We start from the raw sequence: 12,891 nt of genomic DNA, 5'->3' as shown, positions 1-12,891 counted from the left end.
CCCCCGGCAGGCGAGGTGGACCGGGTCGACTGTTCGGATCAGCACGGTCTCAGACCCGGGACCTGGTTCTCGGGAACGCTCAGATAGATGTTGGTGACGTAACCCCCGTACTGCGGCAGGTAGGCCCACCAGTCGTTGGTGTAGGGAGGGATGCTGACCTCCTGACCCCGCTTCTGGCAGGACACCAGGACCTCGGCGCCGGCGGGCAGCACCGTCAGCTTCCGGGATGTCGTGGTGGAATCCGCGCGGACGTTGACGTCGGCGCCCCACGTGCCGATCCACGTGCCGGCCGGGCGCGTGGCCCCGGGCACGTTCAGGGAGCGGGTCAGCCGGCCGAGGTCGGTGTACGCCTTGCCGTACGAGGTGCCGTCCGGGTGCAGGGTGAGGACGGCCACGATCCCGCGGTCGTCGGGGCCGACGGTACCGGTGCTGTGCAGGGCCGGCCGGCCGAGGTCGACCCCCGCGACGGCTGAAGTACCGGTGCGGGCCGTCGGCGTGGCCGCGGCCGGTGTGGTGCAACCACCCGAGCTGAAGCCCGACCAGCCCTGCTTCACCGCCCAGGGACGTTCGAAGGCGCTGGGAATGCCGAAATGCTGGTCATAGCCGTCGTCGGCACAGCGGGTCGAAGAGCGCAGGCCGTCCATGACGTAGTCGCGCACCGCGGCGGGCGCGGTGTCCAGCAGGTACCGGTAGATCCTCACGGTGTCCCGGGCTGAGAGAGCGGTATACCCCCAGTAGCCGGGATGGGTCGCCGGAGGGCGGGTGGTGTCGGTGAGGCTGAGCTTGCGCACCATCCGGTCGACGATCGCGCCGCCTCCGTTCACGGCCCAGAAGTGGCTGGCCGCGTCGTCGTCACTGGCGCGCAGCATGTCGTCGACGCGGGCGCGGTCCTGCGCGCCGAGTGCGTCGGGGCCGCGGTCGCCGAGGAGGTCGAGGGCGATCAGGAGCTTGACGACGGAGGCCGAACGGAAAGGCACGGAGGGGTTGACCTGTTCGGTGAAAAGGCCGGATCTGCGGTCGAAAACGGCGACGCCGGCCGTCACTCCGGACGGCACGTCGGCACGCACGGTCCTGGGCGTCGGGTGGGGTGACGGGGCGGCTGCCGTGGCCGGCGGGACGGCCGAGCAGACCAGCGCCAGGACAGCAGCCCCGAGCACGGCGATGTGCGCCGGCCGCCACGGCGGGCGTCGTCGAGCGGCGACAAGGGAACGGGTGAGAGACAGAGTCATGAGTCGTCCAGAGATACGCGGGCATCGGATGCCGCGTGCGACCTGTGGGTGGGTGGGCCGGGGCGCGGTCCGCCGCCTGTCGCGGCACGGTCTGCCGGTCGGTGCCCCGCGGCGGACCCCAGGAGAGGGCCGGATCTCAGCGGTACCGGCGGGTCACCACCAGTCGACGCCGTTCTTGGTGGCGCAGCGGACGACGCCGTTGGTGGCGAGCGAACCGCAGACCCGGAACTGGTAGTTGGGGTCGGTGCTGGTGCGCTTGAAGGGAGTCGTCAGGCTCTGGCCGTGGCTCTGAACGGTGAAAGGTCCGCACTGGAGCCAGGGGCGGACCGGCCATTCGGGCCTGCCTCCGTCGTCCCATCCGGCGGCCCGCCAGTCCATCCACACCTTGTCACCCGGACGGGTGGGGCCGCTAATCTTCCCGAACCCGATCTGCTGGTCCCCGTACACCCCCTTCTCCAGGGTGATGACGACGCCACCGCCGAGATCCAGACTGCGAGGCTTGTCGGTGTCCCCGGAGGCGTTGTCCGGGTGGTCGCGGAAGCCCCGGGCGCCGCCCGTGCAGTCCGACGCGGCGGCCTGGGCCGGGGCGACGGGCCCCGCGACCGCCAGGCCGGCCGCGAGGGCACAGACCGCGGTGAGAGAGGTGAGCACGGATCGCAGTGAACTCATTTTGCAGATGCCCTTTCAGTGGTTGACGGTCGCGGTGTCAGCCGCGCCAGACTTCACGTACGTGACAGCGTCGTTGAGGGCGTCGCCGACATACGGGACCTGCCCGGTGAACGAGCCGTTGCCGCACGGGCCACTGAGGGCGAGCGGCGCCCGGTGGCGACGACGGGCCGACGGCTGGGCGTCGACGGACGAGGCTCTTTCCGCTGGTGTCTCTCCGAACATGTGCGATCTCCCCGTGTGTCCGGCGGACCCCGTGGTCCACCCGGAGCCGATGGTGCCGGGAGCACTCCGTGCCGAGCTATGGGGAGAAGTGCGTATGGACAACGGCGGGTTACGGTGAAGGGGCACACTCACGGAGACGCCGGGGGAAGTCGTCATGCCGGATCGGTACGCACGCATGCTGGACTTGGCGGTCGAGGTGATGAGCACCGAGGCCCCTGAGTTCGTCTGGCCCTTGCTCACCGAGGAACTGCTCACGGCGCTCGACGGGGAGCTGATCGTCGTCAAGGAGGTGCCCTGGACACGTGACCAGGGCAGCGTGGTGATCCGGTCCCCAGGACCTCTGCCGGAAGTCGGCGTCGGTGACGACTCGGTGCAGGCTCACATCCGTTCGGGGTACCCCTTCATCGACCGCTACGGGGCCAGCGCCGACTGGACGCCGCAGAGCGCCGCACGTGTGGTGGGGGCGCGGACCTGGCAGAACAGTCAGACCGCCGACGCTCTCCACCAGGCGTTCGGGACACGGCACGTGTTCGGCCTGCCGCTGCCGGGCAGGGGACCGCACGTCAGCGGATTCTTGGTGCACCGGTCCGGCGGCGACTTCTCCCGGCACGATGAGCGCTACGCCGCACGCGTCCAGCCACTGCTCAAGGCCGCGACGGCCCACCGTTCCCTCCTGATGGCGCTGCGCGAGTCCTCCGGCAGCAATCGCAGGCGGCATGCCGACCACGCCTTGGCGACGCCACTGACCCCGCGCGAGACAAACGTGCTGCACCTGCTCGCCACGGGGCTCACCGCCGAGGTGATCGGACGCAGGCTGGGCATTTCGCCGCGCACCGTCCACAAGCACCTGAACGCGCTGTACCGGAAGCTCGGGGCCGCGGACCGGCTCAGCGCGGTACTGCGTGCCCAGGACGCGGGCCTGCTTCCCGGGACGTCCAGGCCGCCCGGCGCACACCCCGGCCCGGGCTCGGCCGGCTCGCATTCCCGGTAGCCGGGAAGCCCTCTGCCCACCAGTCTCGCGGTCGCCGTCGGCAGAAACGGGGGCGTAGGCGCAGGCCGTACCACCGCTGCTGGAAGCGGGCCGAGGTCATCGGCTTCACCCGTGACCCGTGACCGGCTCCGTCGGCAGATCCGCCCCGGCCAGGAACGATGCCCCTGACAGGTCACGTTGAGCGTCCCTCCATGCCAGGGTGGCCGGCTACCGGGCTGTACTGCGGGCCCGTCCTCGACGGCCGAGTCGGTGCAGCCTTCGGTGAGTTCGAGGAGCGCGATCCGCGCCATGCGTCCAGCGGTCGTCGTCGCCTTCACCGAGGTCCAGCCGCTCAGACGCATGCGGGAACGGCGCCTCCGTGACCGCCGCCCACACGTCCTTGACGCCGGCCCGGAAGGTGCGGTCGAAGGCGATGCTGTCCAGGCCGTCGATGGTCACACGACGCCCGGTGGGGGTGCTGGTCATACGGTGACCAGCCCCGCCTCGGCAAGCAGTCGCAGACGCCTGCTCACCGCGGGCCGAATGCCCGGACGTCACGCGCCGGGCCTGCCGCGCGGCCCGCTGCCCCAGGCCGTGGGGGCATGCTCGAGTTCGGCCCCGAAGGTCGCGCTCGTAACGGGAAGGTGAATCGCTTGGCACGGAATCCTTCCAGCCGATGGCCCCCGGGCGCGGCCGAACGGTCCGCCCGGCGCCTTCCTGGCCGTCGATCTGCACGACGGACCCCCGCACCACGCAGGCAGCGTCCGCACCCGGTCGGCTATCGGCCGTCAGCACATCCTCCCGCCGACGTTCGGAGGTTGATCAGCCCAGGAAGCTCAACCGCACATGACGATCCGGATTGTCGACGTTGGTGTCCACCAGGCACACCGACTGCCAGGTCCCCAACTCCAGCGACCCCCCGATCACCGGCAAGGTGGCGTGGGGCGGGACGAGGGCGGGGAGTACGTGGTCGCGGCCGTGGCCCGGGCTGCCGTGGCGGTGCTGCCAGCGGTCGTCCGCCGGGAGCAGGTGGTGGAGGGCGGCCAGGAGGTCCTCGTCGCTGCCCGCGCCCGTCTCCAGGATGGCGATGCCCGCCGTGGCGTGGGGCACGAAGACGTTGAACAGGCCGTCCCGGCCCGCCGCCGCCCGGGTGAGGAACTCCTCGCAATCCTGCGTGAGGTCGGTGACGCTCTCAGCGGTACCCGTGGTGATGTGCAGAACAGTGGTGGTGAAGGAATCGGACATGCCTCCATCTTCCCTTCCGGAGGGCGAGATCACACGTCCACGTTCCGGGACACCGTTGACCGTCTCCTGACCGGATGGCCACGTACATCGCCATGTTCCGATCAGCTCTGCTCACCTCGCGCGGTCCCATCGACCTGCTGCGGATGGCATCCGCCGCGTACCGCAGCGGCTGCTGACGTTCCCTCAGCGCCCTCCGGGTCGCCTTCCGGCCGGGGCTTCGCGCCTGCTCCGCCCCCTTCGGCTGTGCCTTTCCGGCGCGCGCCCACGCGGGCTTCTTCGGCCCGTCACCCGTCGGACCCTCCACCCCTGACCTGTCGGCCTTCCGATCTTCCGCCTTCCCGACACGTACGGGTCGGCCGCTGCGCCACACCCAGGGGAGCCGCAGCGTGTCTCATTTCCCGATTCCCCCTCCGTACCACCTCCCGTTGCCGATCGTCCCGGCGTCCGCGCGCCGGGTGCGGCTGCGTTCCGTGCCGCAGTGGCTGCGGCGCACCACGGGCCGTTGGCCAAGCTGGAGATCGCGCCGAACCTGTGGGCGATCTTCGGCCTGGTGCGCGGCGGTGAGGGCTCACGGTCGACCGGACCTCGCCACCGGTGCAGGCCGGGCCCGGGAAGATCCCGGGCACCCCGCGAGTTAGTAGAAACGTGAACATTACTGGGGAGCGCGAGCTGGACGTGGTCGTGATCGGCGCCGGACAGGCTGGGCTGTCCGCCGCCCACCACCTGCGCCGCGTCGGTCTGGAGCCGGACCGCGATTTCGTGGTCCTGGACCACGCACCCCGGCCGGGCGGCGCCTGGCAGTTCCGCTGGCCCTCCCTCACGTACGGCAAGGTCCACGGGATGCACGCACTGCCGGGCATGGAGCTGACCGGCGCCGACCCCGATCGGCCCTCGTCCGAGGTGATCGGCGCGTACTTCACGGCGTACGAGGAACGCTTCGAGCTGCGGGTTCACCGGCCCGTCGAGGTGAGTGCCGTACGTGAGGGAAGCGGCGGGCGGCTGCTCGTGGAGACGTCCGAGGGTACGTACGCCGCGCGGGCGCTGATCAACGCGACGGGCACCTGGGACCGGCCGTTCTGGCCGCGCTACCGCGGGCAGGGGACGTTCCGGGGACGGCAGTTGCACACGGCGAACTACCCGGGACCCGAGGAGTTCGCGGGGCGGCGGGTCGTCGTGGTCGGGGGCGGCGCCTCCGGTACGCAGCACCTGATGGAAATCGCCGAGTACGCCGCCGAGACCTTCTGGGTGACCCGGCGCGAGCCGGTCTTCCGCGACGAGCCGTTCACCGAGGAGTGGGGGCGGGCCGCGGTGGCGATGGTGGAGGAGCGGGTACGCGACGGGCTGCCGCCGCACCGCGTCGGTGACCGGGCTGCCGGTCACCGACGCGGTGCGGCGCGCCCGTGAGCAAGGGGTGCTGGACCGGCTGCCGATGTTCGACCGGATCACCCCGACCGGGGTGGTCTGGGACGACGGACGGAGCGTCGAGGCGGACGTGATCCTCTGGGCGACCGGCTTCCGGCCCGCCGTGGACCACCTGGCGCCGCTGAAGCTGCGCGAGCCGGGCGGCGGCATCCGGGCGGAGAACACCCGGGCGGCACGGGACCGCCGCGTCCATCTCGTCGGGTACGGACCGTCCGCCAGCACCATCGGTGCCAACCGGGCGGGGCGCGCCGCCGTGCTCTCGGTGCTGGGGCTGCTGGAGGAGACCGGTGGCCTGGACCGTACGCGAAAGGCGGAGGCGGCCGTGTGACGGCTGCTCCGGTCAGCCCGTGGCCGCGCGGCGGTTGCTGTTGAACTCCTCGACGTTCTTCTGCTGTTGGTCGTAGCTGTCGGTGAACCGGGTGTCGCCGGGTGCGACCGTGACGAAGTACAGCCAGGGGCCCGGCGTGGGGCTGATCGCGGCCCGTAGCGCCTCATCCCCCGGGTTGCCGATGGGCGTCGGCGGCAGGCCCTTGCGTACGTAACTGTTGTACGGGCTGTCCAGTTGGGTATCGGTGGTCGTGGTGTCCAGGGTGGAACGCTTGAGGGCGTAGTTGATGGTGGAGTCCATCTGCAACGGCATGTCCTTGAGCAGCCGGTTGTAGATGACCCGGGCGACCTTGCCCATGTCGGACGCGGTGTCCGCCTCGGCCTGGACGATGCTGGCGATCGTGGCCGTCTCGTAGACCGTGACGTTGTTGCGCTGCGCCCCGGCGGTGATGTGGTCGGCCCCGAACCGCTTGCGGGCGGTGTCCGCCATGTAGCGCAGCAGGCCGGCGGGCTCGGCCGCGGAGTCGATCGGATAGGTGGCCGGGAAGAGGTACCCCTCGGGGTTGCCCTCGGCCTGTTCGGGCAGGTCCAGGTCCACCGTCGCCGCAGTCTTGTGCGTGGTGCCGGACTTCAGGCCGAGCGCCCGGTCGACAGCGGTGTACACCTGCGAGGCACGCCAGCCCTCCGGGATCACCAGAGTGCTCTGCGGGCGCTCCTTCTTCTCCTCGTCCGAGCCGAGCAGGGAGAGCGGGATCAGTACGGCGGCCGACGCGACGAGCAGCGCGGCGACGACCAGGACGATCTTTCCGCGGCGGGTCGGGCGGAGTCTGCGACGGGGACGGGCGTCCGGGGACTCGTTCACCATGCGGGCACGTTAACCCGGTCCGCTCCTTGGGGCCGGTAGCCCGGCGGCGGCGTCGGCTCCGGCGACACGAACGCCGTACCACGCGACCAGAACAAACGAACAAGGGATCGGGTGTTCGCGGGAACGCGTGATCTTTTGGGGATTCGTGGCGGTCCGCCGCATGGAAGGGCAGCCCGCCCTGGACATCTGGGACGTACGGATGCGGCCGGAAGTAACTCTCGGGGCCGAGCTTGGCCAGCCAGGCGTCGGTGTCGGCGGGGCGGTGGCCAGGGAGTCCGACCCCGAGGCCAGCTCTCATGCGCGGCGATCATGCCGTACGGACGGTGGGCCGGTGGCGCCGGGGTCCGGCCCCCCGGAGGATGCTCCGGTCGCGCGACGGGCGACGGCCGGTCGCGCGGTGCGCGGTCAGGGGGCCGCGACCGGGGCCGGGTGGGAGTCGCGGCGGATCAGGGCGGCGTAGCGGCCGTCCCGGTCGAGAAGCTCCTCGTGCGTACCGCGCTCGGCTATGCGGCCGCCGTCCAGGACGACGATCTGGTCCGCGTCGCGGACGGTGGAGAGGCGGTGCGCGATGGTGAGGGTGGTGCGTCCGGCGGAGAGAGCGTCGATCGCTTCCTGCACGGCGTGTTCCGTACGGGTGTCGAGTGCGCTGGTCGCCTCGTCGAGGATCAGCACCGGCGGGTCGCGGAGGATGGTGCGGGCGATGGCCAGGCGCTGCTTCTCTCCGCCCGAGAAGCGGTGACCGCGCTCGCCGACGAGGGTGTCGTACCCGTCGGGCAGGGAGGCGATGTGGTCGTGGATCTGCGCGGCACGGGCCGCAGCCTCGATCTCCTCGTCGGTGGCCTCCGGCTTGGCGAAGCGCAGGTTGTCGGCGACGGACGCATGGAAAAGGTAGGTCTCCTGGGAGACCACGCCGACCGCCCGGGCCAGAGTGTCGAAGTCCAGGTCGCGGACGTCGATCCCGTCGAGGGTGACCCGGCCGCCGGTGACGTCGTAGAGCCGGGGCACGAGATAGCTGAGCGTGGACTTGCCGGAGCCGGTGGGACCGACGACCGCCAGGCTGGTGCCCGCGGGGACGGTCACGTCGATGGAGCTGAGCGTGGGGCCGTCGTCGGCGTCGTAGCTGAAGTCGACGTTCTCGAAGGCGATCTCGCCACGGATCTTCTCCAGCCGGACGGGCTTCTCCGGTTCGGTGATGTCCACCGTGAGGTCGAGGTACTCGAAGATCCGCTGGAAGAGGGCGAGGGAGGTCTGCATCTGCACACCGGTGGAGAGCAGGCTGACCGCCGGGCGGAAGAGGCCCTGCTGGAGGGTGACGAAGGCGACGAGCGTGCCGATGGAGACGGCGGTGCCGCCGGGCTGGAAGGTGAGGCCGGCCACCCAGTAGATGACGGCGGGCATGGCGGCCATCACGATGCCGATGGTGGACATCCGCCAGCGGCCTGCCATGTTGGAGCGCACTTCGAGGTCGACCAGGCGCTCGGACTCCTCGGTGAACCCCTGGGTGAGTGAGTCGGAGCGGCCCATCGTGCGACCGAGGAGGATGCCGCTGACCGAGAGGGACTCGGTCACCGTGGCGGCCATGGCGGCCATCTGCTTCTGGCGCTGGGTGGTGATCTTCTTCCGCTCCCGGCCGACGCGGCGACTGATCGCGACGAACACCGGCAGCAGGAGCAGCGAGACGACGGTGAGGCGCCAGTCGAGCGCGAGCATGGCGACGACGGTGGCGATGACGGCCGTGAGGTTGGAGACGAGCGAGGTCGCGGTGGAGGTGACCGTCGCCTGCATGCCGCCGATGTCATTGGCGATGCGGGACTGGACCTCGCCGGTGCGGGTCCGGGTGAAGAAGGCGAGCGGCATCCGCTGGAGCTGGGTGTACACGGCGGTGCGCAGGTCGTGCATGACGCGCTGGCCGACGGTGGTCGAGATCAGGGTCTGCAGGACGCCGAAGACGCTGTTCATCACGGCGGTGAGGATCATGCCGAGGGCGAGCAGGGTCAGCAGTCCGGTGCGCCCCTGGGGGATCGCGGTGTCCAGGATCTCGCGCAGCAGGAACGGAGAGGCGACCGACACCAGGGAGGAGGCGCCGACCAGCAGACCTACCACGGCGAGGCGGCCGCGGTAGGGATGGAAGAGGCGGAGGATGCGACGCACCTCGCCGGGTGGCCGGTCGGAGACCGCGCGGCCATCTGGAGGGGGCGTCCACGTGAGTTCGTCGGGTTTCATGGGCTCCTTCGTGGGGCGTGAGGAACGGCCGGACGTGTCCGACCTTAAGAGCTTAGCTCATTGTTACCTATGCTCACAATGAACGGGGTCCTGATATTGTTCCCGCATGGACGCCTCAGATTCCTCCGACGCCGATGCCGCGGATGCGGCAGCCGCCGCCGAGCGGGCCCATGACCATCACCGGGACCGTGACCGCGACTCCGACGGCATGCTCGCCGAGCAGCTGCTGCGGCTGACCCGTCGGCTGCACCGCATCCAGAGCCGTCAGCTGGAGCCGATCGGCATCACCCCGGCCCAGTTCCGGCTGCTACGGACCGTCGCGAGTTACGACGCGACCCCCCGGATGGCCGATCTCGCCCAGCGCCTGGACGTCGTCCCGCGCGCCGTGACGACGCTGGTCGACGCCCTGGAGGCGAGCGGGCGGGTCCGCCGTGCCCCGGATCCGGACAGCCGCCGGGTGGTCCGTATCGAGATCACCGACGAGGGACGCGCCACGCTGCGCTCCCTGCGCGACGCGCGCCGGGCGGCCGCAGAGGAGATCCTGGCTCCACTGTCATCCGGCCAGCGCGAGGTGCTGGGTGAGTTGCTCTCCGCTCTGGTCGACGGGATGCCGGAGCGCCACTGCTGAGAGCGCCACCACTGAGACCGGGCCGCCGTAACCGGGTACGAGCCGCCAGGGCCGCACGCAGGCCCGCACCGACCGCCGAGGGGATGCCGACATGCCGCTGCTGGAGCCCGATCCGGAAGCCCTCCGCCCCGGTACGGCACGCGAACCCGCCCCCGACCGGGTCACCGACCGGAGCGCGGCCGGCACCCCGGAGCCCCTGCGCTCCGAGCTGACCGCCCTGCTCGGCGCGGACAAGGTGCTCTGGAAGATCTCCGACCTCGTGCGGTACGCCTCCGACGCCAGCCCGTACCGCTTCCTCCCCCGGGTCGTGCTGGTCCCCGAGGACCTCGACGACGTCTCCGCGATCCTGTCGTACGCCCACGGCAAGGGCCGCGAGGTCGTCTTCCGGGCCGCGGGCACCAGCCTCAACGGCCAGGCGCAGGGCGAGGACATCCTCGTCGACGTACGCCGTCACTGGACCGGTGTCGAGGTGCTGGACGACGGGGCGCGGGCCCGCATCCAGCCGGGTACCACCGTCATGCGGGCCAACGCCACCCTCGCCCGGTACGGCAGGCTGCTGGGCCCCGACCCCGCGAGCGCCATCGCCTGCACCGTCGGCGGGGTCGTCGCCAACAACGCCTCGGGCATGACGGCGGGCACCACCCGCAACTCCTACCGCACGCTCGCCTCCCTCACCTTCGTCCTGCCGAGCGGCACCGTCGTCGACACCGCCGACCCCGCCGCCGACGAGGAGCTGGCCCACGCGGAGCCGCAGCTGTGCGCGGGGCTGCTGGCGCTCAAGGCGGAGATCGAGGCGGACGAGGAGCTGACGGCCCGGATCCGCGCCAAGTACGCGATCAAGAACACCAACGGCTACCGCCTCGACGCCTTCCTCGACGGCGCGACACCGGTCCAGATCCTGCGCGGGCTCATGGTCGGCTCCGAGGGCACGTTCGGTTTCATCTCGGAGACCGTCTTCGACACCCTGCCGCTGGACCGCCGGGTGACCAGCGCCCTGCTCTTCTTCCCCTCACTCACCGCCGCCGCGGCCGCCGTCCCCCGGTTCAACGAGGCCGGGGCCATCGCGGTGGAGCTGATGGACGGCAACACCCTGAGGGCTTCGGTGAGCGTGCGGGGTGTTCCGGCGGACTGGGCTGCGCTGCCCCGGGAGACGGCCGCGCTGCTGGTCGAGTTCCGGGCCCCGGACGAGGCCGGGCAGGAGGCGTTCGAGGAAGCCGCCGCCGAGGTGATGCGGGGACTGGACCTGGTGGTTCCGGCCGCCTCCGTCACCAACACGTTCACCCGGGACCCGGGGACGATTGCCGGGTACTGGAAAGCGCGCAAGGCGTTCGTGACGGCGGTCGGCGGCTCCCGCACCTCGGGTACGACGCTGATCACGGAGGACTTCGCCGTCCCGCCGGGCCGGCTGGCCGACGCCTGCGAGGCGCTGCTGGAGCTCCAGTCCCGGCACGGCTTCGACGCCGCGGTCGCCGGGCACGCGGCCCACGGCAACCTCCACTTCCTGCTCGCCTTCGACGCCGCGCGCCCCGACGACGTCGAGCGGTACGACACGTTCATGCAGGAGTTCTGCGCACTCGTCGTGGACCGTTTCGACGGGTCGCTCAAGGCCGAGCACGCCACCGGCCGCAACATCGCGCCGTTCCTGGAGCGTGAGTGGGGCCCGCGGGCGACCGAGCTGATGTGGCGGACGAAGCAGGTCATCGACCCCGAAGGGGTGCTCGCTCCACGCATCGTCCTCGACCGTGACCCTCGGGCCCATCTGCGCGGGTTGAAGACCATTCCGAAGGTGGAGGCGGTCGCCGACCCGTGCATCGAGTGCGGCTTCTGCGAACCCACCTGTCCCAGCGGGGATCTGACGACCACTCCGCGCCAGCGGATCGTGCTGCGCCGCGAGATGATGCGCCAGGCGGACGGCTCCCCGGTGGAGGCCGGACTGCTCGACGCCTACGGGTACGACGCGGTGGACACCTGCGCCGGGGACTCCACCTGCAAGCTCGCCTGCCCGGTCGGCATCGACACCGGGGCGATGATGAAGGGGTTCCGGCACCTCAGGCACACCCGGCGCGAGGAGCGGATCGCCGCGCTCACCGCGAAGAACTTCCGCGTGGTGGAGGCCTCGGCGCGGCTCGCCGTGGCGGCGGGGGACGCCATCGGGGAGCGGGGCGGCGACCGGCTGCTGGAGTCCGTGACGCGGCTCGCCCGTAGGGCCGTGCGCCCCGATCTCGTACCGGAGTGGCTGCCGCAGCTCCCCGGACCCGCCGCCCGGAAGCTGCCCGGTACCGCACGGGTGGGGGCGAGCGCGGTGTACTACCCCGCCTGCGTCAACCGCATCTTCGCAGGCCCGGAGACGGGACCCGGGGACGGACCTGGAGCCGGACCCGGTGGCACGCCCGGCCCCTCCCTGGCCGAGGCGCTGGTGGCCGTCTCCGAGCGGGCCGGAAAGCCGGTGTGGATCCCCGAGGACGTCGCGGGGACGTGCTGCGCGACGATCTGGCACTCCAAGGGGTACGACGCGGGCAACAGGATCATGGCGAACCGCATCGTGGAGGCGGCCTGGGGCTGGACGGCGGGCGGGGCCCTGCCGCTGGTCGTCGACGCGTCCTCCTGCACGCTCGGCATCGCCGAGGAGGTCGTGCCCTACCTCACCGAGGACAACCGGGCCCTGCACCGGGAGCTCACGGTCGTGGACTCGCTGGTGTGGGCGGCCGGCGAGCTGCTCCCGGAGCTGACGGTGTCCCGGAGGACCGCATCGGCCGTCGTCCATCCGACGTGCTCCATGGAACACCTGGGCGACACAGAGCAGTTGCGTGTGCTGGCCGAAGCCTGCGCCGACGACGTGACCGTGCCGGACGACGCCGGATGCTGCGCGTTCGCGGGCGACCGGGGCATGCTGCACAAGGAGTTGACCGATGCGGCCACGGCGAAGGAGGCGGACGAGGTCAACTCCCGTACGTACGACGCCTATCTGTCGGCCAACCGCATGTGCGAGATCGGCATGGAACGGGCCACCGGACACCCCTACCGCTCGGTCCTGATCGAGCTGGAGCGCGCCACCCGACCGCCGGGCCGCTGAGCGTCCGAAGGACCCGTC

The 12,891-nt window shown here is 71.3% G+C and carries 9 protein-coding genes and 2 pseudogenes; 4 read left to right on the top strand and 7 right to left on the bottom strand.

The features are described from left to right. Positions 1-38 precede the first annotated feature (38 nt). The 3 genes from AMK21_RS24700 to AMK21_RS24690 all read right to left on the bottom strand — a co-directional run bounded on the left by AMK21_RS24700 (position 39) and on the right by AMK21_RS24690 (position 2,120). Entirely contained in the window at positions 39-1,229 is a 1,191-nt protein-coding gene (locus tag AMK21_RS24700) for a hypothetical protein (RefSeq protein ID WP_234422039.1), read from the bottom strand. Positions 1,230-1,382: 153 nt separating this feature from the next. Next, positions 1,383-1,898, bottom strand: coding sequence for a hypothetical protein (locus AMK21_RS24695; RefSeq protein ID WP_073881364.1), 516 nt, complete (start codon positions 1,896-1,898; stop codon positions 1,383-1,385). A 15-nt stretch (positions 1,899-1,913) separates the two neighbouring features. Next, the gene (locus AMK21_RS24690) at positions 1,914-2,120 is read right to left on the bottom strand and encodes a hypothetical protein (protein WP_073881363.1); all 207 of its coding nucleotides are present in this window, start codon (positions 2,118-2,120) and stop codon (positions 1,914-1,916) included. Between the two features lie 154 nt (positions 2,121-2,274). Between AMK21_RS24690 and AMK21_RS24685 the strand changes: the two genes are divergently transcribed. Next, positions 2,275-3,111 (top strand): helix-turn-helix transcriptional regulator, encoded by an 837-nt coding sequence (locus AMK21_RS24685; protein ID WP_073881362.1) that lies wholly within the window; start codon positions 2,275-2,277, stop codon positions 3,109-3,111. 354 nt (positions 3,112-3,465) lie between these two features. On the opposite strand, the pseudogene AMK21_RS36935 reads toward AMK21_RS24685, so the two are convergent. Next, positions 3,466-3,576: pseudogene (locus AMK21_RS36935) on the bottom strand (polyketide cyclase); the annotation flags it as partial. A 336-nt stretch (positions 3,577-3,912) separates the two neighbouring features. Further along, positions 3,913-4,335, bottom strand: coding sequence for a YjbQ family protein (locus AMK21_RS24675; protein ID WP_073881361.1), 423 nt, complete (start codon positions 4,333-4,335; stop codon positions 3,913-3,915). Positions 4,336-4,980: 645 nt separating this feature from the next. Here AMK21_RS24675 and AMK21_RS24670 point away from each other — a divergent pair. Further along, positions 4,981-6,085, top strand: a pseudogene (locus tag AMK21_RS24670) (NAD(P)-binding domain-containing protein). Positions 6,086-6,097: 12 nt separating this feature from the next. Here AMK21_RS24670 and mltG read toward each other — a convergent pair. Next, positions 6,098-6,949, bottom strand: a complete 852-nt coding sequence (gene mltG / locus AMK21_RS24665) for an endolytic transglycosylase MltG (protein ID WP_073881360.1) — start codon at positions 6,947-6,949, stop codon at positions 6,098-6,100. 405 nt (positions 6,950-7,354) lie between these two features. Beyond that, entirely contained in the window at positions 7,355-9,172 is a 1,818-nt protein-coding gene (locus AMK21_RS24660; protein ID WP_073881359.1) for an ABC transporter ATP-binding protein, read from the bottom strand. A gap of 208 nt (positions 9,173-9,380) precedes the next feature. On the opposite strand from AMK21_RS24660, the gene AMK21_RS24655 reads away from it, so the two are divergent. Continuing rightward, positions 9,381-9,800 carry a MarR family winged helix-turn-helix transcriptional regulator gene (locus AMK21_RS24655; protein WP_073881490.1) on the top strand — a complete coding sequence of 140 codons (420 nt, stop codon included), beginning with the start codon at positions 9,381-9,383 and terminating at the stop codon, positions 9,798-9,800. A 91-nt stretch (positions 9,801-9,891) separates the two neighbouring features. Further along, positions 9,892-12,873, top strand: coding sequence for an FAD-binding and (Fe-S)-binding domain-containing protein (locus tag AMK21_RS24650; RefSeq protein WP_073881358.1), 2,982 nt, complete (start codon positions 9,892-9,894; stop codon positions 12,871-12,873). Positions 12,874-12,891 lie beyond the last annotated feature (18 nt).

The organism is Streptomyces sp. CB00316, assembly GCF_001905595.1.
Taxonomy (GTDB): domain Bacteria; phylum Actinomycetota; class Actinomycetes; order Streptomycetales; family Streptomycetaceae; genus Streptomyces.
Note: the sequence above shows the minus strand (reverse complement) of the source record. Positions and strands in the feature narration are given on the sequence as shown.